The organism is Arcobacter sp. CECT 8989 (assembly GCF_004116715.1).
In the GTDB taxonomy this organism is placed as follows: domain Bacteria; phylum Campylobacterota; class Campylobacteria; order Campylobacterales; family Arcobacteraceae; genus Halarcobacter.
In genome coordinates, this window is record NZ_PDKE01000005.1 from 165932 (window position 1) to 192485 (window position 26554).

The following is a 26554-nucleotide window of genomic DNA, read 5'->3' on the forward strand; positions in this document are numbered from 1 at the left end:
CTTTTATTTTTAGCCTTTTGGACCAAGAAAATACCAAGCAATTAAACCTATAAAAGGTAAGAATAAAATTATTAAAACCCATATTGCTTTTCTCATTGTTGAAGCACTACTATTTACTATTTTTATTATTGCTATAATATCTAAAAACAGTAAGATAAACCCTAAAATACCATTTACTTGTAAATTCAATTTTTATCCTTTTTAAGTGTTTTATCATACAAATATTTATACTATAATAAATATTATTAAATAATATAAAAATAAAAAAGTAATTGTTGTTATTTTAAAAGAGTAATAGTTTTTTAAGACAAACAAAGAGGATATTTCCTCTTTGTTTTAATTTAAGATTATCTTGAAGTAACTAATGTAGTTAAATGCTCTTTAGATACTTGGTTGAAGTTTAAGTATTTATAAACTCCATCTTTGTTTTGCTCAGTGATTTTCTTAGGTACAATTTCCATATACTCTTCTTTAGATGGAAGTCTTCCAAGAAGTGCTGTAACTGCTGCAACTTCTGCTGATCCTAAGTAAACTTGAGAACCTTTTCCAAGTCTGTTATCGAAGTTTCTTGTAGAAGTAGAGAATACTGCTGCACCTTCAGATACTTGTGCTTGGTTACCCATACATAAAGAACATCCTGGAATCTCTAATCTAGCACCTGCTGCTGCAAATGTAGCATAGTATCCTTCTTCTGTTAATTGAGCTTCATCCATTTTTGTTGGAGGAGCAACCCATAGTTTAGTAGGAACTTCACCCTCACCTTTAAGAACTTCACCTAAAGCTCTGAATAATCCGATGTTAGTCATACAAGAACCAACAAATACTTCGTCGATTTTGTGGATTCTGTTTTCATCAGCTAAGATGTTTGTTAAAGTGTCAACATCATCTGGATCGTTTGGACAAGCTAAAATTGGCTCAGTAATTTCATTTAAGTCGATTTCGATAACAGCTTTATATTCTGCATCTGCATCTGGAGTTAATAACTCAGGGTTAGCTAACCATTCTTTCATCTTATCAGCTCTTCTTTGAAGAGTTCTTGCATCTTCGTAACCTTCTTCAATCATTTTTTCGATTAAAGCAATGTTAGACTCTAAGTACTCAATAATTGGTTCTTTGTCTAATTGTACAGAACAAGCTGCTGCTGATCTCTCTGCTGCTGAATCTGATAATTCGAATGCTTGCTCAACTTTAAGATCTGGTAAACCTTGAATCTCAATAATTGTACCAGCGAATACATTCTTTTTGTTTTTCTTCGGAACTGTTAATAGTCCATCTTGAATAGCTTGATATGGAATAGCATTTACTAAATCTCTTAAAGTAATTCCTGGTTGCATTTCACCTTTGAATTTAACTAACACAGACTCTGGCATAGTTAATGGCATCATACCAGTAACACCTGCGAATGCAATAAGACCAGAACCAGCTGGGAATGAAATACCAATTGGGAATCTAGTATGAGAATCTCCACCAGTACCTACTGTATCTGGTAAACATAATCTATTTAACCAAGAGTGAATAACACCATCACCTGGCTTAAGTGTAACACCACCTCTTGAGTTGATAAAATCTGGTAAAGTATGTCTTAATTTAATATCTGCTGGCTTTGGATAAGCTGCAGTGTGACAGAATGATTGCATAACCATATCAGCACCAAAAGATAATGCTGCAAGTTCTTTAATCTCATCTCTTGTCATTGGTCCAGTTGTATCTTGAGATCCAACAGTTGTAGCGATTGGCTCAACGTACATACCTGGTCTAACACCTTCAATACCACAAGCTCTACCAACCATTTTTTGTGCTTGAGAGAAACCTTTTCCAGAATCAGCTGGTTGCTCAGGAGCTAAGAATAAATCAGAAACACCTAATCCTAATACTTCTCTAGCTTTTGCAGTTAAACCTTTACCAATAATTAAAGGAATTCTACCACCTGCTCTCATTTCGTCAGTCATTGTGTTTGGAGCTAATTTGAATTCAGAAACTACTTCACCGTTTTTAGTAATTTGTCCTGCGTATGGCTTAACAACAATTTCATCACCAGTTTCTAAGTTATCAACTGGAGCTTCAATTGGTAAACATCCTGAATCTTCTGCAGTATTGAAGAAAATTGGAGCAATAATAGAACCAATTACAACACCACCTGTTCTTTTGTTTGGAACACCTGGAATATCTCTACCCATGTGCCATTGAACAGAGTTAATACCTGATTTTCTTGAAGAACCAGTACCAACAACATCACCAACGTATGCTAATGGGTTACCTTTTTGTCTTAATTCTTCCATTTTTTCTAATGGTTTTTCCATTCTTGATTGTAACATCGCAGTTGCGTGTAATGGAATATCAGGTCTTGTAAATGCAACAGTTGCAGGAGATAAATCATCTGTATTTGTTTCACCTGGAATTTTATAAACAGTTAATTTGATTTCTTCTTCTAATGCTGGTTTATTAGTGAACCACTCAGCGTTTGCCCATGACTCAATAACTTCTTTTGCTTTAGCATTTCCAGCATCCATTAAATCTTTTACATCATTAAATGCATCATATACTAAAATAGTGTTTTTTAATTGAGTAGCAGCAATCTCTGCAACTTCTTCAACTTTAAGAGCTTCAATAAGTGGAGTAACATTGAACCCACCCATCATTGTTCCTAAAATCTCAACAGCTTCAGTTTTAGAAATAACAGAACATGTAACATTTCCTTGTACAATATCATTTAAAAATGCAGCTTTAACATATGCAGCATCATCAACACCTGGGTTAATTTTGTTTTTAAATAATTCTAAGCAATACTCTGCTTCTTCTACTGGATTAGCTTTTAATAATTCAACTAATTCTGCAGTTTGTTCAGCAGTTAATGCTAATGGTGGTAATCCACCTTCATTTAATCTTTCTTCAGTATGCGCTTTATAAGTAGCTAATAAACTCATATAGATCTCCTAATAAATTTGTAGCACTAGTATAGCATAATGTTTATTTCCTTTGATGTACAATTTCTGCTAACTATTCTACAATTTTTTATTCTTAGAAAAAAAGTTACAAAAAGTAATAAAAAAGACACTAAAATGGCTATTTTATTGATAATTCAAATAGCATTGAAACTATAACTTCAAATAAAAAAGCGTTAAAATGCTAATCTATGCTAATTTAAGGTACATTGATGTACAATTATTGTACATATAGTTTTCAATATATAGATATTTAATAAGACTTAAATAATCACAATAATATATAATTTTAATAAATTTTATTTATACATAAAGGACGAAATTGCTTAAAAAATTAAAAGAAAAACTTCACAAAGAGATTCCACTTACAAAATATATGCAAATAAATCCAAAAGAGATAAAAGAGAACAAACTAATTACAACAGCACCGATAGAACCAAATATCAATGATAAACAAACAGGTTTTGCAGGAAGTTTAAGTACTCTTGTTACCATTTCAGCTTGGAGTGCTTGTTATTTACTTGTAGAAGAAGACTTAGGATTTAAAAACACAATGATAGCAGTAATTAAAAGTGATACCTCATATAGAGCTCCCGTAACAAAAGAGTTATATTCTGAAACTACTCTTCCAAGCAAAGAAGAGATAGAAAGATTAAAACAAAAACTTGATTCTAAAGGAAGTGGTTCTTTAAGAATCAAGTCACAAATTATAGAAGATGAAAAAGTATGCGTTGATTTTGAAGGTATTTACGTAATCAAGATTTAAAAATATAGTTTGTAATAAGTTTTAAATACTGCTTTGAACTAACTATTGAACCTAATACAATCAAGATACAAGCTAAAGCTATAGTTGTTGTCATACTTGAAATTCCAACTGCTACTAAAATAAGAGTTGACAGCAACGGAGCTAAATAAGCAAGGGAACCTAAAATCTTAATATCACCATTTTTTAAAGCAAAATCCCAAAGATAAAAAGCGCCTCCAACAGGACCAAGACCTAACATAATTGCTGAAATAAATTCAACAAAACTTGGAAGATAAACTTGCTCAAAAATTAAATGTGAAATAAAAGAAAATATAGCAGTCAAAAGACAAAAACCAGTAACTGCAAAAGTTGGTACGTGGGTTAATGTTTTTGAAATTACAGAATAACTTGACCATAGAAGTGCTGCAATTAAAGCAAAGCTATAACCTAAAGTATATTTTGAATCAAACTCTAAACTTCCATCTTTTAGTACTAATAAAAAAGCTCCACTAAGAGCCAAGATTGTTCCTACTATATGAAACCATTTTAACTTTTCATTTGGTAAAAAAGCTGAAAAAACAACAATTAGTAAAGGCCATAAATAGTTAATTAGATTTGCTTCAACTGCTGGTGCATTTTTAATTGCTAAAAAATAAAAAAAGTGATAACCAAACAAACCTATAACACCTATAAAATAAGCTTTTAAAGGAATTCTAAATAACTCGCTTATTGCTCTTTTTTGTTTTTTTAACATTAATAAACCAATTATTGAAGCCACTGAAAAAGAGATTGTTAATAATAAAAATGCAGGTATTTTTCCTGAGTAAACTGTAAAAAGTGCAAGGGATGACCATAAAAGAATGGTTATAAGACCTAAGATATTTCCTTTTGTATTATCCATTTAATAAATATCTCCTAAATAAAAAAAGATTTTACTCTAATTTTCTTAAAATAATTTTTTTTTTGATAAAATTAGAAACCAAAGGAGCTAAAGTGAAAATCAGACAAATACTTTCAATACTTTTCTTAGCATTATTAATTGCTGGTTGTACTCATAAAACACCATATACAAACAGAAGTCAAATGATTTTGATTTCAGATGAAAAAGAGTTAGCACTAGGAGAACAAAGTTATGAAAAGACTTTAAAAGAATCAAAAGTTATAACAAATACAAAAGAGTCTTTAAAAGTAAAAGAGATTGGCAAAAGAATAGCAAAGGTTGCAAATACAAATTATAAATGGGAATTTAATCTTATAGAAAACAAAGCAAAAAATGCCTTTTGTCTTCCTGGAGGTAAAGTTGTAGTTTATACAGGTATTTTAGAAGTTGCAAAAAATGACGACCAACTTGCAACGGTAATCTCTCACGAAATTGCCCATGCACTAGCTAGACATGGAGCGGAGAGAATAAGTACAAGCATGATTTCACAAGGAATCCAAATATTAGGAAATATAGCAATTTCAAGTCAAGCCCCTGAATATACAAAGACTTTTAATATTGCATATGGTCTTGGTTCACAATATGGAGTTTTAATGCCATATGGTAGAATGCAAGAGAGTGAAGCAGATGAAATAGGTATTTATCTTATGCATAAAGCAGGTTATGATTTAAATGAAGCTATAAAATTTTGGGAAAATATGAATGAAGATAAAAAGAAAACTATAGAGTTTCTTTCTACTCACCCTAACTCAGAAACTAGAATTGCAAGAATCAAAAATATAATAAAAAATATAGAAAAGAAAAAATAACACAGTTAAACTGTGCTATTTTTTATTCCATGTTTGTAAAGATTGCTTGAACGTCATCATCTTCTTCAAGTTTTTCTAATAACTTTCCAATCTCTTCTTGTTGTTCTTCTGTAAACTCTTGTGGATTATTTGAGATTCTTTTTAACTCAGCTTTTTTAAGCTCAAGTCCAAGCTCTTCAAATTTTGTATTCATATTACCAAAGTCAGTATAGTCTGCAAGTGCTATACATAAACCTTCTTCTTCTTCAAGCTCTTCTAATCCTGCATCAATAAGTTCTAATTCTAACTCTTCTAAATCCATATCTGGTTTATCAAACTCAAAAATAGCTTTTCTATCAAACATAAACTCTAAAGAACCAGTTGGAACAACTTGACCACCATTTTTGTTAAAGTGCATTTTTACATTTGCAACAGTTCTTGTATTGTTATCAGTTGCACACTCAACAAATACTAATACTCCATGAGGACCTTTTCCTTCAAAGTTAACATCAGTATAGTTTTTTGCATCTTTTCCTGTTGCTCTTTTAATAGCCGCTTCAATATTTGCTTTTGGTAAGTTTTGTGCTTTAGCATTAAGAATAGCTGTTCTTAAAACTGGGTTCATTTCAGGATCACCACCTCCAGCTTTTGCTGCAATTTCGATTGCTTTTGCTAGTTTTGGGAAAACTCTTGACATATTTCCCCATCTTTTCATTTTTGCTGCTTTTCGATATTCAAAGGCTCTACCCATAAAAACTCCATAAACTTTAATTTTTGCGTAGTATACCCTTTTTGATATAATAGCTTTATAAGATAGTAATAATATTTTTTGGATAAGATTCCATCATGAAAAAAATATTTATACTTTTATTTATTATTAATCAACTTATATTTGCACTTGAAATATCTTCTAAAAAGGTAGAAAATGCAAATACTTTATTTCTTAAAATTGTTAAAGAAAATATCAAAGAACCAAAACTTACTTTAGATAATCACAACATCAACTTTTTTAAATTCCCAAACAAAAAAGATAGTTATTATGCTTTAGTTCCTATCTCTTACTACAAGGATTTAAAAAAGTATAAAATCATCATCTCTTATATTGAAAATGAGGAAAAAGTCTTCAAAGGTATTCCTATTGAGGTTATTGATGGAAAATACAAAAGTGAAGTTATAAATGTAGATAGCTCAAAAGTTACATTAAGTGAAAAAAACAAAAAACGTGTTTCAAAAGAGTATAAAGAAGCTATGAAAATCTACAATACTACAAGTAAAACTCTTTATATCAATGATAAATTCATATATCCTCTTGAAACTAAAATAACTAGTGATTTTGGGAGAAAAAGAGTTTATAACGGAAGTCTAAAATCATACCATAGTGGAACAGATTATAGAGCTAAAGTTGGTACTAAAATAAAAGCAATCAACAATGGAAAAGTTGTTATTGCAAAAGATAGATTTTATGCTGGGAACTCTATTGTTCTTGACCATGGAAATGGTATCTATTCTGGCTACTATCACTTAAGTAAAATGAACTATAAAGAAGGTGACCTTGTAAAAAAAGGTGATATCATTGGTCTAAGTGGTAGCACAGGTAGAGTTACGGGACCTCACTTACATTTCTCATTTAGAATACATGGTATACAAGTAGATCCGTTACAGGCTATTGATTTACTAAATAACAATTTACTATATTAAGCTTTTTTTATAATATTTTTAGGTATTCTATTTCTCTTATACACACAAGGAAAAGTTAAAATGAAAAAGTTAGTTGTTCTTTTTTTAATGCTTGTGAGCATTAGTTTTGCTCAAGAACTAGAAAAAGATGATTTTAATAATGAGTTTAGTGAATTTAGTACGCCAAAGGAGAGCTATGACCCTCTTGTTGATTATAACCGTACAATGACTTCATTTAATCATTATGTTTACCTAAACATCTTAGAACCAACAGCAAAAGGTTATGCAACAGTTGTACCAGAAATAGCTAGAACTGGTATTTCAAATTTTATTGATAATGTTACGTTTCCAATTAGATTTGTAAACAATGTTCTTCAATTAAAATTTAACTACGCTTTAGAAGAGTTAGGTAGATTTGCAATAAACTCTACAATTGGTATTGCTGGACTAATGGACCCTGCAACAAGTATGAACCTAAAAGAAAGAAAAGAAGACTTTGGTCAAACTCTTGCTTTTTATGGAGCGGGGGAAGGTTTTCATCTAGTATTACCATTTTTTGGTCCTTCAAACCTAAGGGATACTTTTGGACTAGTTGCTGATGGTTATATTTCACCGTTAACAGATGTAAGTTCATTAGATTATAAAATACCAGACAGAGCTGAAAAAACGTTAGGAATACAAACAATTAAATTAGTAAACAATGTTTCTTTAAATCAGGGAAGATATGAAACATTTACAAAAGATGCAATTGATTTATATTCACTACTAAAAAATGCATACAACCAAAGAAGAGAAAAAGAGATTAAGGAATAATCAATGTTAAAAAAATATTTTCTACTATTTCTAGTTTCTACAACTTTAATATTCGCAGTAACTAAAGAAGAAATAGAACCACATATGGTTAAAAAAGTAAATGAAGTACTTTCTATTTTAAAAAGTAAAGAGCTAAATAAAGAGGCCAAAAGTCAACAAATAATTTCAAAGATGGATCCAATCTTTGACTATACTTTAATGGCTAGATTATCACTTGGAAAAGAGTGGAATACACTTTCAAATGATAAAAGAGAAGAGTTCACTTCACTATTTACTGAAGTTTTAAAAAAGTCATACCTTAATAAACTTGATTTATATACAAATCAAGAGATTAAATTTTTAGGGACACAAGAACCAAAAAGCAATAGAATTATTGTAAATACTGTACTTGTTGGTGAGAAAGAGAACTTTGATATTAACTATAAATTCTACCAAAAAGCAAAAGATGAATGGAAGATTTATGATATCAATCTACTTGGAGTAAGTATTATTCAAACTTACAGACAACAATTCGCAGGATTTTTAAAAGACAAATCTTTTGATGATTTATTAAAAAACTTAAATAGTAAAAAATAGTTTAATATGACTAAAAAGTTTTTTGATTTAACTGTTATAAAACACCCCTTTAAAACAGTTTTTATACTTTTATTAGGAGTAATATTCTTAGGATATTACTCTACAAAGTTAGAGATTGACGCTTCTTCAGAAACATTACTACTTGATGATGACAAAGATTTACAATTTGCTAGAAAAGTTTCAAAGTTATACTACAATCCTGATTTCTTACTAGTTACATACTCTCCAAAAAAAGATTTACTTCATGATGAAACACTAGAGGAATTAAAAAGACTATCAGAAGAGTTAACACAAATAGAGAATATTGCCTCTATAACTTCTATTTTAAATGTTCCCCTACTTCAATCTCCTGTTCAAAAGTTAACAAAACTTGTTGATAATATAAGAACATTAGAAAATAGTAATCCAGATAAAAAATTAGTTAAAGAAGAGTTTTTAACTTCTGAGATTTATAAAAATACCTTAGTTAGTTCTAATTTTAAAACAACAGCACTAGTTTTAAATCTAAAAGAGAATAAAGAGTATTTTGAGTTTATTGATAAAAGAAAAAAACTTTTAGATAAACAAAGAACTAATAGTTTAAGTGAAGAAGAAAAACATCAGTTAACTAAGATTCAAAAAGAGTTCAAACTATTTAGAGATAAACAAAGAGAAGAAAACAGTCAAACAATAGAAGAGATAAGAACAGTAATTGCTAAGTATCAAAATAATGCTTCCCTATTTTTAGGTGGAGTAAATATGATTGCTGATGATATTATCACTTTTGTAAAAAATGATTTAGTTATCTATGGTTCAACTTTAGTTCTACTTCTAATCCTTATTTTATGGGTTATTTTTAGACAAATGATTTGGATAACTCTACCTTTATTAATCTGTGTACTTTCAGTAGTTTCAACAACAGGTGCTTTAGGTTTCTTTGCTTGGGAAGTAACAGTTATCTCATCAAACTTTATTGCATTACAATTAATTATTACAATATCTATTGTTTTACACTTAATTGTAAGATATAGAGAGCTTAGTTCTATCTATCCTAACTCTTCACAATATAAGTTAGTAATAAATACTATTTTATCAAAACTAAACCCATCATTTTTTGCTATTATTACTACTATTGCAGGATTTGGTTCTTTAGTTTTATCAGGTATTCAACCAGTTAAAAACTTAGGTTGGATGATGAGTACTGGTATTGCTATTTCTTTAGTTATCTCTTTTATTGTATTTCCAGCTATTTTAATACTTATAAAAAAAGTTAAAAGTCCAAAAGAGTCTAACTTCAAGCTAAAAACAATTGCTTTATCAAAATATTTAGTAGAATTTCATGGTAAAAAAATCATCTTTACAAGTATTATTGTAGTAGTTTTTGCACTAACAGGAGCTTCAAAACTTATTGTTGAAAATAGTTTTATTAACTACTTTAAAGAATCAACGCAGATATACAAAGGAATGAAAGTAATTGATGAAAGTTTAGGAGGAACAACTCCTTTAGATGTAGTAATTACTTTTAAAGAGGAAGAGAAACAAGAAGTTAAAGCATCAACAGATAGCTTTGGATTTGACTCTTTTGAAGATGAATTTGCTATTGATAAAAGTAGTGAAGAGTATTGGTTTACAAGGGATAAACTAAATGTAATTCTAAGAGTACATAACTATTTAGAATCTATTGATGAAATAGGAAAAGTTCAATCATTAGCAACTCTTTTAAAAATAGGAAAAACATTAAATGAAGGAAAAGAGTTAGATAGTTTCACCCTTGCTTTACTTTATAAGAAGCTTCCTGAAGAGTATAAAAAGATAATTCTAAGTCCTTATATTAATATTGAAAATAATCAAGCAAGAATTACAACTAGAATCATTGATTCAAATCCCGATTTAAGAAGGGATGAGCTTTTAAAAAGAATTAATAGTGAACTTCCTGCTGTAATAAATAGCTCAAGTGTAGAGTTTAGATTATCAAACCTAATGGTTTTATATAACAACATGCTTCAATCGCTATTTGATTCGCAAATCAAGACTTTAGGTTTTGTAGTTGTAATTTTATTTGTAATGTTTTTAATACTATTTAAATCATTTAAAATAGCAACAATTGCAATCTTGGCAAATATTGTTCCTATCTCTATTATCTTTGGAATTATGGGATGGCTAACTATTCCACTAGATATTATGACTATTACTATTGCAGCTATTTCTATAGGAATTGGGGTAGATGATACTATTCACTATATTCATAGATTCCAGGAAGAGTACAAAAAAGACCATAACTATATGGAAGCTATGAAAAGAAGTCATGAAAGTATCGGTTATGCTATGACTTATACTTCTTTAGTAGTAATTGTTGGATTCTGTATTTTAGTTTTATCAAATCTTATTCCTACTATCTATTTTGGACTATTAACAGTAATTGTAATGGCAACTATTTTAAGCTCTGCTCTACTTTTACTTCCAAAACTATTAATTCTATTAAAACCTTATGGTAATAAAAAAGCTAGGAGTATTTAAGTAAATGAATATTGCAGTATATTGTGGTTCAAACTTTGGGAAAAGTGAGATATATAAAAATACAGCCTTGAAAATGGTTGATTATCTAGCTAAAGAGAATTGTTCAATTGTTTATGGAGGAAGTAAAGCTGGACTTATGGGAGTTATTTCAAACCATGCTTTAGAAAAGAATATTCCTGTTTATGGAGTAATTACCCATGACCTTGCAAGTAAAGAGCTTGAAAATGAAAAGCTTTCAAATATCATTAAAGTAAATGATATAAGAGAAAGAAAAGCAAAGATGGAAGAGCTTTCTGATGCTTTTATTGCATTTCCTGGTGGATGTGGTACTTTAGAAGAAATCTCAGAGATATTAACATCTATACAAGTGGGATATAGTACAAAACCTTGCGCTTTTTTTAACCTAAATGGATATTATGACAATCTTTTATCTTTTTTACAAAATGCTGTAAATGAAGGTTTTATGTTAAAAGAACATCTTGATTCAATTATTGTAAGTGACGATATAGAAGTGATTTACAAAGGCTTTATAAACTATGAAGCACCAAAGAGTAAATGGGAGATTTTAAAAGCGTTAACAAACTGTTAATTTTTTGTTACTGCTCATTAATTCTTAACTATTATAATTTTATTAAGCAATGAGTAACAGCGAACTTACTCAGAGCATTTTTGCGAACAAACAATCTCCTAAAAAGCAGAGCTTTCTCCTTGCTCTGCTTTTTTTTTAGCAATACAATAAATATTGAATATAATTATCACATTTGCTACACAATTGTTATGGTATAATTGTATAATTCAAAAAAATTTTAAGGCTATATAAATTAATGAAAAAACTTGACAATATTCAAAGAGATTTACTTCTAACAAATCTTGATGAAGATGGCAAACTATCATGTCTAAAAGCATTTAAAGTTGCCAGATTAATTGGGATGAAGCCAAAAGACATGGCTGAAGTAACAAAATCAATGAATATAAAAATTACAAACTGCGAACTTGGTGTTTTTGGAAAAATTAACTTCTCTGACTTAGATGACAATATATATAATAAACTATCTCAAAACTTTGCACAGGATAAAAAAGTTGATTGTGAAGTTGCTTGGTACACAGCAAGAGACAAAGGTGCAAGTCTAAGAAAAGTAGGCTCTACAATCAATAACTCAGATATAAAAGTTACTCACTGTCAACTTGGATGCTTCTATGACGAAGAGTTTGAAGAGTATGATGACAAATAAAAAAAAATTTATTCTTTTTGATAATGATGGTGTTTTAGTAGAAACAGAAAAATGGTATTATGAAGCTAATGTTAAAGCACTAAAAGAGTTAAACCTAACACTTGAATTAAATACTTACTTAGAGATTATGGCTAGAGGAGGAACAGCTTGGGAAATTGCATTTGCTCAAGGGGTTTCAAAAGATGTAGTTGATAAGCAAAGAGAAAAAAGAGATGTATTCTATCAAGAGTTTCTTACAACTAAAGATATTGAAATTCAAGGTGTAAAGCCTTTACTTAAAGAGTTATCTCAAAACTATAAAATGGCTATTATTACAACTTCAAGAAGAGTTGATTTTGATTTAATTCATAAAAACAGAGGTATTGTTGATTTTATGGATTTTACACTTTGTGTTGAAGAGTATCAAAAAGCTAAACCAGCACCTGATCCATATCTTGCAGGAGTTAAAAGGTTTAATGCAAAAAAAGAAGAAACGATAATAGTTGAAGACTCACAAAGAGGTCTTACTTCAGCATACAATGCAGGTATTGAGTGTGCTATAGTTCATAATGAGTTTACTAAAACCCATGACTTTTCAAAAGCAAACTATCATATTAAAAAACTAGATGAGTTAAAAGAGCTTTTATCTACTTTGTAGATACTCTTTTAATCTTTTAATTCCCTCTTCCATATGCTTTATATCTCTTGTATATGCAAATCTTAAATACTTATTCGTACTGTTAGTTCCAAAATCTTTTCCAGGTGTTGTAGCTATATGAATATTTTCTAAAAGCTCTTTTGCAAAAGCAAAGCTATCATCTGTATATTTTGAAACATCAACCCAAAGATAAAAAGCTCCATCAGGTTTTGCATCTACACTAAAGATTTCATTTAACTCTTTATATAAATAGTCACGTCTATGTTTAAAAGTATTTTTTATATCTTCTAAATACTCATAATCAAAAGCTTCTAAAGCTGCATATTGAGAAAGTGTTGGAGCAGAGATAAAAATATTTTGAGCCACAATCTCAGCTTCTCTTACTAAGTTCTTTGGAACTATTATCCAACCAAGTCTAAGTCCTGGCATACAGTAGTATTTAGAAAAACCATTGATAACAAAGACATTATCACTAAACTGTAAAGCAGTTGAAGCATCTTTTTCATAAACTAAACCATGATATAACTCATCTGAAATAAAAGAGATACTATTTTTATCACAATACTCAACTAGCTCTTTTAAATTTTTATCACCATAGATATTTCCCGTTGGATTAGAAGGAGAAGAGATTTGAAGAGCATCTAAGTTCTGCTTTTTTAAATGCTCAACTTTTAACTCATAATCACATGATTTATCAATATTCATAAAAACAGGTTCTATATCAAGCATATTTGCAAAGTTCTTATAACAAGGATAAGAAGGATCACTAAGCCCTAGTTTTCCATTTTGTTTTAAAGTTAAAGTATAAGCTACTAAAAATGCCCCTGATGTTCCAGGAGTTAATAAAACCTGAGAAGAATCAATATCTACTCCATACTCTTTTTTATAGTGAGCTACTATTTTATCACGTAAACTTTTTAAACCTAAACTTTCAGTATAAGAGAATCTATTTTCATCAACTGCTTGTTTTAATGCCTCTTTTACTTTAGGGTTTGGATTTAAATCAGGTTGCCCTATTTCAAAATGTATAGTATCTTCATATTTCAAAGCTTCTCTAACTATATCCATAACAATAAAAGAGTTCATATTTTCATATCGCATAAGTAATCCTAATAATTAAAAAGTGGATTATACTATAAAAAGGTTAGATTTTTGATATATTAATGAGAGCAGCATTAGCGAAGGAGAAGAATAAAAAAATGCTAACTCTCATTAAATTTGGCTGTGTAGTTTACATCAAATTCTTTTAATGTATTGAAATATTAGCAAACTACTCTTAACTAAAAATCACACCCTAAAACAAATAGGAGTATTTTAGTCTTATTTAAGTTTTATTCCTATTTTAACAAAGTCTGAGCTTACTTTTGATACTATTTCAGGACTAATACAAGGATTTTTATGCAATATTTTGGAACATTAGAAACTAAATATGAAGAAGTATTTTTAACTTCAAGTTATCTATATTTTAATAAAGAAGATGAACAAATTGATGCTAAACAGCTTAAACAATTAATTAAAACAAACAAAGACAAAAAGAAGAACATTGTAGGAACTATTATTATGTATAGTCCACTTGTAACTCCTGTGGGATATGACTCTAATAAATATTTATTAGACCAAGACTTTGACCAATATGATGAAATGGTAGAGCTAAAGTGTGAAGACTATATTACACTATATAAACATGCTATGGGAAATCAATTTGAAGGAAAACTTGTAGAGATTGTAAACCTATTTAATCTTATGGAAAAAAATATTGATGCTTCTTCATTACTTATGAAGTTTGACCAAGACTTAGAGATTTACTATTCACAACAAAATACTGAATTTGATAGAGATATTATGTATTTAGACTGCAAAAATATTATTCCAAAAGGAAAGTTTGTATTCTTTGCATGGGGAGAAAAAATCAATCCAAAAGAGTTTATTTATATCAACAACTATGCACAAACTATCTATAGAAGATGTAAAGATGAACTAAGCAAAAATGTTGCTTTTGTTTATAAAAAAGAGAAAACAATTGAGTGGTCAGAAGACTTTATCCAATTTGCTGCACCTGCACAAGTTTCTAAATATAAAACATCAATTCACAATGCCATAAAAAAATCATTTGAAAGTTTTCCACCTATTAGCCAATCTTATAGTTAAAACTTTATATTTCATTGACATTATTTTCTTTGTTAGATATTATAGTAACACTAATTGTTACGCATAAAGGAGAAGAAGATGAATGTCTATGAGTATGCAATGAAAGTAGAAAAAGAAGGTGAAGCCTACTATAGAGAAATGGCTAATATGTCACCAAATGCTGGATTAAAAAGAATTTTCACCATGCTTGCAGAAGAAGAAGTTAAGCACTACAATGTTTTTAAAAGCATGATGAAAAAAGAAAAGCTAGATATTGATAATCTAAATCTTATTACTGATACTCAAACAATCTTTGAAACACTTGCTAATGAAAAAGATAATGTAAGCTTTGATGAAAAACAAATAAACTACTACAAAGATGCAATAAAAAGAGAAGAAAACTCTCATAACTTTTATATAGAAAAATCAAAAGATATTGAAGATGAACAAGAGAGACAAATATTTATAGAGATTGCTCACGAAGAAACAAAACATAAAAAGGTTTTAGAAGAGATTGTTCACTTCTTGGAAGAACCAGACAACTGGGTAGCTAGCGCTGAATTTTAGACTATAAAGAAGCAAGCCTTTGAACTAAGGCTTTTGCTTCACTATCACTAAAGAATATATTATTATGAATCTTATTACTTGCTTTTTTTAGATACTCTATTTTTTTTGTAGTTAAAGTATCTGGGTCATCTTTATACTGCTCAATTATAGCTTTCATTTCATCTTCATACTTTTGAATAAGTTCTTCTTTTTTTAAAGCACTTGAACGATACTCTTTTTTACTTGTATTGTTTCCTAAATAAAAGACTAAAAAAGCAATTAGAGCTAAACCTAAAACAACTACTAAAACTTCCAAAAAAGCTCCTAATCAACTCTTGGCTGAACTACAGGTTTCTCTTTTTTCTTTTTAGAACCAGATTGATTAAAAGATTTTGCTTCTATTGCAATAGATTCAGCTCTTTTTGCAATAGTTAAAGCCTCTTCTATCTTCTTATTATTTTCAATATCAGTTTTAATTCTATCTACTCTTTCAATTAAACTTCTAAATTCAGTATGACCTAAAACATCTAAAACACCTGGAGACTTTGAAACAAACTCAATATGCTCTTTATCTCTCCAGTTTGTAGTTAAAGAGTTATCTATATACTCTTTGTACTCATTTTCTATTTGTGTAGGATTTGCTATAAATGCTAAGTCAAGATGTAAGTCATCTTTTTTATCAAATAAAACTTTATATAAATATTGTAAATAAGAAGCATTAGTTAAAGTCTTTATATATTCATAAACTTTTTCTTTCTCTTCTTTTTCATAAATATACTCTAAAATATTAACTGATACTTCATCTTCACCACTTGTGAAAATAGAATCAATTTTCTCTTTACAATAATCATATACTTGATTAGACTCTTTTTTATTTAGTTTTTCAATAAATTTGAAAAGTTCAATATTATAAGAAAAAGAGAATCTATTTAGATTTTTAAATAGTACATCTAAAATTTGCCAAGGAGAGTTTTGCTTATTTGCATATTGAACAATAGCATTTACATTTGCTACCTCATCTTGGCAAAAATGTGTTGTAGAAGAGTATTCATTAATCTCATTAGTTAATTCATTACTTAATAACTGTAAAGACTTATTTTTAAAATATGTAGTTAATTTATCATTGTTGTATTTTAATGAGCTGTTAGATAACTGCTTAAATCGTTTACTGATTATCTGATATTTTTTGATTTTATCTTTTATTGAGAAAGTTGATAAAAGTTTTAGTGATTTAAATAAAATCTTATCTTTATTTTCATCTAAAGCTTTTGCTACAACTTCACCTCTTTTTGGTACTTCATTAATAAAAAGTACAAGTTTTGAATTTAGTTCATCAAAAGTTTTTATATCATCAATTTTAGATATCTCTTTTAATACTGTAGATTTTTTAATACTGTGATTAATAAAGAAGTATGCAAGTGCTATTAGAGCTAATAGCACTGCAACTGTTATCAAAGTCTCATTGGGAGCTTGTTTATAAATTTCTAATAAATTGTAGTTTGATTCTTTTATAAGGCTTAAGAAGTCACTCATAGTATACTATCCTTCAAGTGTAAAAAATAATTATTAGTATACTAAAATAAACTTCATAAACTATTTACTAAGAAAGCTTTCTAAGTCCTTTTCTCCAACTTCTCCAACATATTTCTTTAAAAACCTACCATCTGTTCCATAAAGAAATGACTCAGGAATTTTATTAACATCATCAAAAGCTTTTGCCATTCTAAAATTTTCTTCCCCTACAGTAATAGGAAATTTAATCTTATGCTTTTCCATAAAAGCAGCTAACTCTTGAACATCTTTATCTCTTTCAAATAAAATTCCAATTAGTTCAAACTTATCTTGATACTTCTCATATAATTTATTAAATACAGGCATCTCTTTAATACAAGGAGGACACCAAGTAGCCCAGAAGTTAAGTAATACATACTTTCCTTTTAACTGCTCTGATGTTAAAACATCGTTCTCTACTGTTAATGTAATTGTTCTACCATCTGTTGTTTTAAGATTATAAGTTTTATTACTTTGCTTTTTAAGCTCTTCAAAACTTGTATTATCTTCTACAATTGTTACTGCCTCATCACTTGAATTACATCCTGTAAAAATCAATACTGCAAATATTGATATAAATAATAAAGATAGTCTCTTCATATACTAATTTCTCCTTTATGCTCTACTTTTTTTTAAACTTAATAGTAATACTGCAATTATTCCATATGCTGCTAATGATAAGAATGGAATATTTATAAATCCAAAGTACTCAAAATACTCAGTTGAACAAGGAACCCCTTGTTTACAAGGTACTGCACTTTCTGGAACAATTCCCCACATAAGTAAGTTGTGGTAAATAGCAAACCCTAAACCTACAAAAACAAGTGGTGCTGAATATTTAAATAGTTTATCATCTGGATATAAAAGATTGATTAAAAAGATTAAAACTAGTGGGTACATAAAAATTCTTTGATACCAACACATACTACAAGGAATAAACTCCATTACTTCACTAAAGAATAGTGACCCTAAAGTAGCTACAGAAGCTACAATAAACATTACAAGAACGAGACTTGAATTAACTTTATTCATTATTTAACTAATCCTATAATTTTTTCATATTTTATAATTTTCTTGTGTAAAGTCTGTGTAAATAAGACTTTAAAAGAAAACACCACCTAATTTGCTCTTATTGATGTAGCCGTCAAAATAGTATAATACTTACCAGTAAGAGTAACTCTAAACTTCTTTTGTTGTAAATACTTTTTACAAAAGAAAGCATCTTTATACAGTAATGACTGTTCACTAAAGCTGTAGTTTGGAGCTTTTGCCCCATAAATAACTTCACCACCAAGCCATCTACAGTTTGGAAAACCTAAGATTAGTGCTCCTGTTTTCTCTAAATAGTTTTGAACAATATGCATAAAAATAGCGTTAAAATCTAAATTTGAACTTTGAAGTGTTCCAATTGAGATTATCAAATCAAACTTTCCTAAATCTAGTTCATCTAAAAGATTTATATCATGGGAATAAAACTTTACATTATCATCTTCTATAAATTTCTCTTTTGCCCTTTTAATTGCAGAAAGGCAATAATCAATACCTACAAACTCAATCTCTGAGAACTCATCTTTAAATGCTGTTTTGATAAGTTCAAACTCTTCTGCATTATTAACACCAAGGTTTAAAACTCTTTTTCTTTTATTTACTTTTACATTTTTTAATGCTTGTAAATAAGAGTAAAAAAACTCAGGCTCTTCATTTTTATTTATTCTAGAAAATTGTGAATTAACACCATACTTTTCTTCAACTTCTTTACTTGAATGAAAAGTCTTATCTTCAAGTTTTAAGAAACTTAACTCCACAAAGTTTTTATCTATTAACTTTGGAGTCAACATTTTATAGTGGAATTTTTCTGCTAAATCATTCCAAGACTTATATGATCTATATACATACTCTTCATCTTCTAATAATATTTTCTCTCCTGCATAAGCATTTTCAACTACGTCAGGATTTAAAACAATAATATTTATTATTTTTTCTTCTTTTTTATTATTAAAGTAAGCATAAATTTCGAATAATGATTTTTTTGTAAAGTTTTTTTTCATTTTTCTCCATTTTTTGTTAAAAGTATATCGAAGTTTAACTACAGAATAGTTATAATCATGAAGATTCAATAGGTACAAAACATGATATTTGAAAACGAAAAACAATTTTTAAAAATAATTAAATATACACCTTCATTTTTTATTATTATCTTATCGCTGATTATTATTATTTTTCAGTTTATTGATAAAAATAATACTTTTGAAAAAGAAAAAGAAAAAATCACTCAAGAATATATTCAAAAAAATAAAAACCTAATCAAAACAAGAGTTGACTCTATTTATAACTTTATTGAAAAAGAGAGAAGTTATACTAAAGAAGAGTTAAAACACTCAATTAGAGAAGCGGTTGAAAATGCTCACTTAATTGCAAACTCTATTTATGAAAGAAATAAAAACAAAAATCCAGAGTTAATTAAGAAGCTTATTATTGATGCCCTAAGAGATGTTAGATTTAATAAAGGACGTGGATACTTTTTTATCTATGAAAAAAGTGGTAAAAACCTTCTTCTTCCATATAATGAAAACTTAGAAGGCACAAACTTTATTAATCATCAAGACTCAAAGGGAACTTTTATTATCCAAGAGATGAATAAAGCTTTATCAAAAAGTGACTCTACTTTCTATTCTTGGTACTGGTATAACCCAAATAAACAAGATAAGATGAGAGAGAAACTTGGATATATCAAAAACTTTAAACCTTTTGATTGGTTTATAGGAACTGGTGAATATATTGAAGACTATGAGCAAGAAATAAAAGAAAAAATACTAAAACATATTAAAAACTTACAATTTGGACTAAATGGCTATGTATTTGTAATAACCTATGATTCTATTTACTTAAGTCACATAAAAAAAGAGTATATAGGAAAAGATGCAATTACAAATAATGATGCAAAGCAAATACGAACAGTAATAAAAGAACTAGTTGAAATTTCTAAAAATGGTTCTGGTTTTTATGAATATACCCAATTTATAAAACCAGATGGAGCAGAATCAATAAAAAAGATTAGCTTCGTACGTGGATTACAAGATTGGCAATGGGTTATTGGAACTGGTTTCTATGAAGATGATTTAAAGAAAACTATAAAAGATAGAAAAGAAGAAATAGAAAATGAATATCAAGAAAGTCTTGAGAAGACTCTTGAAATATCTCTATTTTTAGCAGTAATATTATTACTGAGTTCAATATATTTTTCTAAAATACTACAAAAAAAGTTTAGAAAATATAAAAGAGAAATTAGAGAACATTTAATAGAAAATACTAAGCAACAGAATATTTTAGCTCAACAATCAAAAATGGCTGCAATGGGTGAAATGATTGGAAATATTGCTCACCAATGGAGACAACCTTTATCAACTATCTCTACAACAGCAACTGGATTAAAACTACAAAAAGAGATGAATATCTTAGATGATAAGTTTTTAGAAGAGAGTCTTGAAGGAATAAATAACTCAGCACAATTTCTTTCTAAAACAATTGACGATTTTAGAAACTTTTTCAAAACTGACAAAAATAAAGAAGTCTTTTCTATCCAAGAAGCACTAGACAAAGCTTTAGCTTTAGTTTATGTTCAGTTTCATAACAAAAACATTCAGATTATTAAAAACAGTAATGATGTTGAAATTAAAAACCTTGAAAATGAGTTTATTCAAGTAGTAATTAATATTTTAAATAATGCAAGAGATGAACTTGTAAAAAAAGATTTTGAGGAAGAGAAAATTATATTTATTGATGTAACAAAAAAGAAAACATCAATAAAGATCTCTATAAAAGACAATGCAGGTGGAATACCTGAAAATATACTTCCAAGAGTATTTGAACCATACTTTACTACTAAATATAAATCTCAAGGAACTGGAATAGGTCTTTATATGAGCCAAGAGATTATTAGAAAAAATATGCAAGGTGAAATTCTTGTAGAAAATAAAGAATACAACTATAATGACATTGATTATAAAGGTGCATGCTTTATAATAGAACTCCCAAAAGATAATTAATATACAAACTGTCATTAACTTGCAACTTTTACATGCTATAATTATCTTATGAAAGATAAAGTATATGTATTAGACACAAATATTATTTTGCAAAATGTTCAAAACTTAAGTAGAATATCTGACAATAGTACAAATGCTATTGTAATCCCTGAAACTGTATTATTAGAGCTTGAGGATAAAAAGAAGCTTACTAATGAACTTGGATTTTATTCTAGAGAGTTTGCAAGACTTTTAGCAAAAATGAAAATCAAGGAAGTTGATTACAAACTAGGTTTCAAAGTTGTAAAACTTTTCAACGATGAACTTACTTTACATATAATCTCAAAAGATAAATATGAATCTGAAATAGAACAAACTCACTTAAGTGAGAGCAATGATAAAAGAATTATAGAAGTTGCTGCAATTGCTCAAGACTACTATAAAGGAAGTCAAACTATCTTTTTATCACTAGATGTTTATGCAAGAACCTTTGCCCTTTTCAAAGGTATTAAGTCTGAAACACTACATGATGATAAATCTACAGTTCCTGATTTTCAATTTATAAAAACAATAAAAGTTGATTCATCACTTTTTAATTCACTTGACCAAGCACAAATACAAGGATATGATGAAGAGTATACTAAAGAGAACTTCTGTTATATCTTTGAGAGTGAAGATGGAAACTCTTGTCATGGAATTATTATAAATGAGAGAATAAATCTTTTAAGTGAAGCTGATTTTAAATCCTTGCAAGTAAAACCTGTAAACCTAAAACAAAAACTATTTATGAAAGCGATTCTTTCAGATATGTTTGAGTTGCTTGTAATTGATGCAAAGGCTGGTTCTGGTAAAACTCTTATGTCAATGGTTAGTGCTATGAGACTAATTGATTTAGGACACTATGATAAGATAGTTTATGTTAGAAACTCTATTGAATCACTTGATAGAGGTGCTGATATAGGTTACTTAGCAGGAAATGATGAAAAATTTAGAATTTATAATATGGCTTTACAAGATACTTTAGAGTTTATTGCAAAAAAACATCTTAAAAAAAGTGAAAGTAGAGAAAACAAAGAATCAATAGAATCAAAGATTTCTGAACTTTCTTCAAAGTACTGTATTGAAACACTATGGCCAGGGGAAGCTAGAGGAAGAACTCTTTCTAGTGCAGTTGTTATTATGGATGAGTGGCAAAACTCTTCTGAAAAAACAACACAACTGATTCTTAGTAGACTAGATGAATCTTGTATGGCTATTGTCATTGGTTCAAATAGACAAATCGATAATTTATATTTAAATAAATATAATAATGGTCTTACTACTTTACTGAAGCAAACACGACATGAACACGAAGAGATAAATATGTTTGCAATAGAGTTGGAAAAAGCAGTACGTGGTAAATTTGCTGAGTTTACTGAAAGAATATTCGAAAGGAATCAAAATACAAAATAGATTAGTTAATGATACAATATACAATCATATACCATATACAAAACTTGAAGATAAAATTTTACAAACAAAGATATTAAATAGGCTACAGTTTATTACGCAAAATGCTTTAGCCTATTTTTCATACCCTTCAATTACAACAAAAAGATTTATTCACTCTTTAGGGACTATGCATTTAAGTTCATTTATTTTTAAAAACTCTTTACTAAACGCAAATAAAGAGACAAAAAATCAGTTTTTGAAAGACTTAAAAAAAGTTATAAAAGCAATTGTTAAAGAACAAAAGTTAAACATCAACCTTGATGATTTAAGTTACTTTGACAACAAAGCTTTATATGAGTTTACTATTCCTACAAAAAATAAAAAAGATAGAGCTGTTTATACTATACTTTTACAAACTATTAGAATAGCAGGACTTATGCATGATGTAGGACATTTACCCTTTTCCCATCAAGTTGAGTATGCACTAAAAAAAATATACTCTGACTTAATCAAAAAAGAGGATTTAGAAGAAAAAGAGTTAGAGTTTATCTCTTTATATGAAAATATTACAAAAAACTCTACTTTGATTTTACACGAAGCTATTGGAAAAGAGCTTGTGAAGCTTCTATTTGAGTTTGAGATTTTTGATTTTATAAAAGATAATGAAGAAAAAGAGCTACTTAAACTTATCAAAACTTTATGTATTTATATACTTGAAGATAAGGTTTACAAAGGCTTTGACTTTTCAACTATTCATAAAATAATAGACTCAACAGTTGATGCAGATAGACTTGACTATATAAATAGAGATATGCTAGCAAGTGGTTATATCACAGGTCCTTTAGATCATATTAGAATTACAAAGCAAGCAGTTCTTGTAAAAGAGAATGACTCATACTTTTTAAGCTTTTTTGATATGGGATTAATAGATATAGAGCATATGCTTGAGATGAGATTTAACCTTTATAAAAAAGTTATCTATAATCATGGTATTGCAAAAACAGATGCCTTACTTGAAAATGTAGTTCAATACCTATCATCAAAATGCTTTGACAAAAAAGAAAATGAACAAAATCCCTTTAACTGTATCTCTATGCTTTGGAACTTTCAAAAAGAAAAAGATAGTGATAAACGCCTTGATATAATCTCTGTATTGGATGAGAACTGGTTAATCTCTTTATTTAAAAATGAGTATTTTTCACTAAAAAATAAAGAGTCTTTAACTCATATGGAAAAGAAATATAAATACTGTTTTGAAGAGGTTTTATTTGGAAAAAGGTTCTTTAGAAGCCCTTGGAAAAATTTAAATGAGTTTTATAAAGTATTAGGTTTTTCAACTATTGAAAGATACCAGTTTAGAGAAAGTTTTGGATATATCACCCCTAAAAAACTATCTAAACTTCAAAACTTACTAGATTTATTTATTAAAAAATGGGAAGAAAAAGAAGAAGAGTTATTCTTCACTTACCAAACGGTTTCTTTTAAAATAGGTATTGAAAAAGAGTTTTCTTTATATGATGGAGAAAATTTAATAAACCTAGATGAGATTTCAACCCTAAGAAAAAGATTGAAACAATCAATGAGAAATACTGTACCTTTTTATATCTATACAAATAAAAAGAATATGAATGATGAAATGAAAAGTGAGTTAAAAGAGCTTATTCTTTCTGTATTCAAAGATTAATATTGCATTTTGCCAAGTATTTTATTATTAATAGTTTTTTTTGTTAATATTCAAATAAAAAAGGTTTTTAATGATACTTGGTAAGTGTCCTTATTGTGAAGGTAGTGTTTTATCAAAAAAAATAAATGTAAAAGGTAAAAATATTAAACTTTACTCTTGTGAGAATGCTAAAAAAGAGTATGACGAGAGTGAACAATATGTTTTTACAGCTGATTCAACATGTAGATTTAGAGTATATTCAAATGCATTTTTAAGATGGAATAAACGAAGCTTTTCAGAATACGAAATGAAAAAACTACTTCAAGATGAGCAAACAATAGTAAGACTACATGGAAGAAGTGGTTCAGGAGAGTATTTTAAGTATGTTATTCCTGATTTAGAATATGGTGTATCCATACTTTGGGATGAAGAAGTAGAAAAGGCCTAAACCTTTTCTATTTTAATTATACTCTTTCAAAAGAACAACAATAGTCTACTAAAGAAGTTACTTTTAATTTATATTTACAGTTTTGTGCAATCTTAAAAGTTGCAGGTGCTACATATTCAACCCAGTCTTCTGCTGGTAACATAACTTCAACAACTCCAGAGTTAATATCAATAGTTGCTTTGTTTACAGTATTTAATTCATATTCACCAGGTAACATAATTCCTAAAGTCTTTTTACTTCCATCTTCAAATGTAATACTTCTACTAGTAATGTTTCCATCAAATAAGATATTTGCTTCTTTAGCAATACTTACATTATTAAAATCCATCAAAGTCCCTTTTCAATTTTAAAAAATTTTGTTTTATTTTAACATAATAATTATTTGAAGCAAATATCTATTTTATGTTTGATATAATTTTTTTCAATTTTAATTAAAAGAAGAGAATGCAAGGTTACATAATAGATATTAAAAAAGTCAGAGACGATGACTTAATTGTTACTATATTAACAGAGAGTCAAGTTTATACTTGTTATAGATTTTATGGAGCAAGACATTCAAATATCAATATCGGCTACAAAATAGACTTTGAATTAGAAACAAATATAAAAAGTACTATTCCAAGACTTAAAGATGTAATTCAACTCAGTTTTCAATGGATATTTGATACTGAAAAACTTTACTGCTGGCAAAGATTTATAAAACTATTTCATCCTCACTTAAAAGACGTAGAAGCAATTGATGATTTTTATTTCAATCTTCTAGATAAACTTGTACATGAAATGATTAAACAAAATCCTAAAAGAGCTATTTGTAACAACTATCTAGAACTTTTAGATTATGAAGGAAGACTTCATCCAGACTTTGAATGTTTTTTATGTGAATCTAAAATTACTAAAAACTTTTCTCTAGTTAGAAGTTTTGTACCTACACATAGTACTTGTAGTTACAGTAGAAAGTTTGATAAAAAAAAGATGGAAGAGTTATATTTAAATAAGAACTTGATACTTTTTAATGATAGTGAAATAGAATATTTATGGAATATTCTACTTCAAGGTTTATAGAAGATTACTCGTCTAGTAATCTATCTTCTAGTTTTTCAATAGCTTGTTTTAAACTTTTTATATCTAAATCATAACTATTTGCTTTTGCAATACCTTTTTCAATGTTTTCAACACTCATTGGGTCAGTTACATTACAAATTGTTTTAATTACATCTAAAACTTCTGATTTAGATTTACATGCTGGTTCACACTTATCTATATCATCTACATTTTCAATCACAGAAATAAGATTTTCACTTAACTTCCAGTGTCTAAATATTTTTGCAGTAATTTGAGAAGTTGTTACACCAACAGTCTCTCTTTCTGCTTGAGCAATTGTATGACCAGTAGAAATAAGGTTTTTAAACTCTTCAGTCTTCCCTTCACTATCAATTACATCTGCAAGAACAAACTTTCCAGCTTCTTGTAAAAGTGCAGGAAGAACTAACTCCTCTTTTAAGTCAAAAGATACTTTATTTAACCAAAGAGAAGCTAATGTAGTTGCTAGGTTTGATGCTCGCATAAAATCATCACTATTTATTCCATAGGCTGATAAGTTTGATTTTAAAAGATTTTGAACTGTACCACCAATTGCAATAGATATTGTAAAATTAATCCCTAAAAGGTTAATAGCCTTACTAGCTGTTTCAACTTTACTTCTAAATCCAAACATTGCTGAGTTTGAAACTTTTAACAGTGTAGATATTATTAAAGCATCTTTTTCGATGATTTGTAATAATTCAAAAGCCTCTTTTTCATTCTTTTGTCTGAATTCTTCAATATCTAAAACTGTTTTCGGAAGTGGTGGTAGTGCTTCAATCTTCTCAATTATAGTATCAGTCATTTTATTCTCCTGCAACCAAAGGTTATTTTATG

28 protein-coding genes are annotated in these 26554 nt (G+C 28.4%); 16 read left to right on the forward strand and 12 right to left on the reverse strand.

The annotated features are described in order from the left end of the window. Window positions 1-9: 9 nt before the first annotated feature. Complete coding sequence (locus CRV02_RS06755) at window positions 10-189, reverse strand: PLDc N-terminal domain-containing protein (protein WP_129089687.1); 180 nt, start codon at window positions 187-189, stop codon at window positions 10-12. Between the two features lie 158 nt (window positions 190-347). Then, on the reverse strand, window positions 348-2924 hold the full coding sequence (locus CRV02_RS06760) for a bifunctional aconitate hydratase 2/2-methylisocitrate dehydratase (protein WP_129089688.1): 2577 nt from the start codon (window positions 2922-2924) through the stop codon (window positions 348-350). 340 nt (window positions 2925-3264) lie between these two features. On the opposite strand from CRV02_RS06760, the gene CRV02_RS06765 reads away from it, so the two are divergent. After that, window positions 3265-3708 (forward strand): YiiD C-terminal domain-containing protein, encoded by a 444-nt coding sequence (locus CRV02_RS06765; RefSeq protein ID WP_129089689.1) that lies wholly within the window; start codon window positions 3265-3267, stop codon window positions 3706-3708. Here CRV02_RS06765 and CRV02_RS06770 read toward each other — a convergent pair. Beyond that, window positions 3698-4588 carry a DMT family transporter gene (locus tag CRV02_RS06770; protein WP_129089690.1) on the reverse strand — a complete coding sequence of 297 codons (891 nt, stop codon included), beginning with the start codon at window positions 4586-4588 and terminating at the stop codon, window positions 3698-3700. The two genes, CRV02_RS06765 and CRV02_RS06770, sit on opposite strands and share 11 nt — an antisense overlap. A gap of 92 nt (window positions 4589-4680) precedes the next feature. Between CRV02_RS06770 and CRV02_RS06775 the strand changes: the two genes are divergently transcribed. Further along, window positions 4681-5436, forward strand: a complete 756-nt coding sequence (locus CRV02_RS06775; RefSeq protein ID WP_258239246.1) for a M48 family metallopeptidase — start codon at window positions 4681-4683, stop codon at window positions 5434-5436. Between the two features lie 22 nt (window positions 5437-5458). On the opposite strand, the gene CRV02_RS06780 is transcribed toward CRV02_RS06775, so the two are convergent. Further along, entirely contained in the window at window positions 5459-6166 is a 708-nt protein-coding gene (locus tag CRV02_RS06780) for a YebC/PmpR family DNA-binding transcriptional regulator (protein WP_129089691.1), read from the reverse strand. A 95-nt stretch (window positions 6167-6261) separates the two neighbouring features. Between CRV02_RS06780 and CRV02_RS06785 the strand changes: the two genes are divergently transcribed. From CRV02_RS06785 to CRV02_RS06815, 7 genes are all read left to right on the forward strand, one after another. After that, the gene (locus CRV02_RS06785) at window positions 6262-7113 is read left to right on the forward strand and encodes a M23 family metallopeptidase (RefSeq protein ID WP_129089692.1); all 852 of its coding nucleotides are present in this window, start codon (window positions 6262-6264) and stop codon (window positions 7111-7113) included. A 60-nt stretch (window positions 7114-7173) separates the two neighbouring features. Continuing rightward, the gene (locus CRV02_RS06790; protein WP_129089693.1) at window positions 7174-7905 is read left to right on the forward strand and encodes a VacJ family lipoprotein; all 732 of its coding nucleotides are present in this window, start codon (window positions 7174-7176) and stop codon (window positions 7903-7905) included. 3 nt (window positions 7906-7908) lie between these two features. Further along, on the forward strand, window positions 7909-8481 hold the full coding sequence (locus tag CRV02_RS06795) for a phospholipid-binding protein MlaC (protein WP_129089694.1): 573 nt from the start codon (window positions 7909-7911) through the stop codon (window positions 8479-8481). Between the two features lie 6 nt (window positions 8482-8487). After that, window positions 8488-10977 (forward strand): RND family transporter, encoded by a 2490-nt coding sequence (locus CRV02_RS06800; protein WP_129089695.1) that lies wholly within the window; start codon window positions 8488-8490, stop codon window positions 10975-10977. Window positions 10978-10981: 4 nt separating this feature from the next. Further along, window positions 10982-11566: a TIGR00730 family Rossman fold protein gene (locus tag CRV02_RS06805; protein ID WP_129089696.1), complete on the forward strand. Its 585-nt coding sequence runs from the start codon at window positions 10982-10984 to the stop codon at window positions 11564-11566. Between the two features lie 235 nt (window positions 11567-11801). Then, entirely contained in the window at window positions 11802-12209 is a 408-nt protein-coding gene (locus CRV02_RS06810) for a ModE family transcriptional regulator (RefSeq protein WP_129083119.1), read from the forward strand. Then, a complete protein-coding gene (locus CRV02_RS06815) occupies window positions 12199-12846 on the forward strand; it encodes an HAD family phosphatase (RefSeq protein WP_129089697.1) in 648 nt (215 codons plus the stop codon). The genes CRV02_RS06810 and CRV02_RS06815 overlap by 11 nt, the downstream gene beginning before the upstream one ends. Here CRV02_RS06815 and CRV02_RS06820 read toward each other — a convergent pair. Beyond that, window positions 12832-13947: a pyridoxal phosphate-dependent aminotransferase gene (locus CRV02_RS06820; protein ID WP_129089698.1), complete on the reverse strand. Its 1116-nt coding sequence runs from the start codon at window positions 13945-13947 to the stop codon at window positions 12832-12834. The genes CRV02_RS06815 and CRV02_RS06820 overlap by 15 nt on opposite strands. A 297-nt stretch (window positions 13948-14244) precedes the next feature. On the opposite strand from CRV02_RS06820, the gene CRV02_RS06825 reads away from it, so the two are divergent. After that, entirely contained in the window at window positions 14245-14994 is a 750-nt protein-coding gene (locus CRV02_RS06825) for a hypothetical protein (protein WP_129083116.1), read from the forward strand. Window positions 14995-15072: 78 nt separating this feature from the next. Next, complete coding sequence (locus CRV02_RS06830; protein WP_129083115.1) at window positions 15073-15540, forward strand: ferritin family protein; 468 nt, start codon at window positions 15073-15075, stop codon at window positions 15538-15540. Between the two features lies 1 nt (window position 15541). Here CRV02_RS06830 and CRV02_RS06835 read toward each other — a convergent pair whose 3' ends face one another. The 5 genes from CRV02_RS06835 to CRV02_RS06855 form a co-directional block, all read right to left on the reverse strand. Continuing rightward, a complete protein-coding gene (locus CRV02_RS06835) occupies window positions 15542-15835 on the reverse strand; it encodes a hypothetical protein (protein WP_129089699.1) in 294 nt (97 codons plus the stop codon). A gap of 8 nt (window positions 15836-15843) precedes the next feature. After that, complete coding sequence (locus CRV02_RS06840) at window positions 15844-17052, reverse strand: hypothetical protein (protein ID WP_129089700.1); 1209 nt, start codon at window positions 17050-17052, stop codon at window positions 15844-15846. A gap of 60 nt (window positions 17053-17112) precedes the next feature. Then, window positions 17113-17670, reverse strand: coding sequence for a TlpA disulfide reductase family protein (locus CRV02_RS06845; RefSeq protein WP_129083112.1), 558 nt, complete (start codon window positions 17668-17670; stop codon window positions 17113-17115). A 15-nt stretch (window positions 17671-17685) separates the two neighbouring features. Beyond that, entirely contained in the window at window positions 17686-18102 is a 417-nt protein-coding gene (locus CRV02_RS06850; RefSeq protein ID WP_129089701.1) for a disulfide oxidoreductase, read from the reverse strand. A gap of 86 nt (window positions 18103-18188) precedes the next feature. Next, entirely contained in the window at window positions 18189-19118 is a 930-nt protein-coding gene (locus tag CRV02_RS06855) for a methyltransferase domain-containing protein (RefSeq protein WP_129089702.1), read from the reverse strand. An 81-nt stretch (window positions 19119-19199) separates the two neighbouring features. Between CRV02_RS06855 and CRV02_RS06860 the strand changes: the two genes are divergently transcribed. From CRV02_RS06860 to CRV02_RS06875, 4 genes are all read left to right on the forward strand, one after another. Beyond that, a complete protein-coding gene (locus CRV02_RS06860) occupies window positions 19200-21116 on the forward strand; it encodes a cache domain-containing protein (protein ID WP_129089703.1) in 1917 nt (638 codons plus the stop codon). A 48-nt stretch (window positions 21117-21164) separates the two neighbouring features. Next, window positions 21165-22547 (forward strand): PhoH family protein, encoded by a 1383-nt coding sequence (locus tag CRV02_RS06865; RefSeq protein WP_129089704.1) that lies wholly within the window; start codon window positions 21165-21167, stop codon window positions 22545-22547. Further along, window positions 22498-24210, forward strand: a complete 1713-nt coding sequence (locus tag CRV02_RS06870) for an HD domain-containing protein (RefSeq protein WP_258239247.1) — start codon at window positions 22498-22500, stop codon at window positions 24208-24210. Before CRV02_RS06865 ends, CRV02_RS06870 begins: the two co-directional genes overlap by 50 nt. Before the next feature lie 70 nt (window positions 24211-24280). Next, window positions 24281-24637 (forward strand): hypothetical protein, encoded by a 357-nt coding sequence (locus tag CRV02_RS06875; RefSeq protein ID WP_129083107.1) that lies wholly within the window; start codon window positions 24281-24283, stop codon window positions 24635-24637. Window positions 24638-24653: 16 nt separating this feature from the next. On the opposite strand, the gene CRV02_RS06880 is transcribed toward CRV02_RS06875, so the two are convergent. Beyond that, a complete protein-coding gene (locus CRV02_RS06880; protein ID WP_129089705.1) occupies window positions 24654-24965 on the reverse strand; it encodes a pyrimidine/purine nucleoside phosphorylase in 312 nt (103 codons plus the stop codon). A 116-nt stretch (window positions 24966-25081) separates the two neighbouring features. On the opposite strand from CRV02_RS06880, the gene recO reads away from it, so the two are divergent. Then, the gene (recO, locus tag CRV02_RS06885; protein WP_129089706.1) at window positions 25082-25699 is read left to right on the forward strand and encodes a recombination protein RecO; all 618 of its coding nucleotides are present in this window, start codon (window positions 25082-25084) and stop codon (window positions 25697-25699) included. Window positions 25700-25703: 4 nt separating this feature from the next. Here the strand turns inward: recO and CRV02_RS06890 are convergent, their stop codons facing one another. Continuing rightward, the gene (locus CRV02_RS06890; RefSeq protein WP_129083104.1) at window positions 25704-26522 is read right to left on the reverse strand and encodes an HDOD domain-containing protein; all 819 of its coding nucleotides are present in this window, start codon (window positions 26520-26522) and stop codon (window positions 25704-25706) included. Between the last annotated feature and the right edge of the window lie 32 nt (window positions 26523-26554).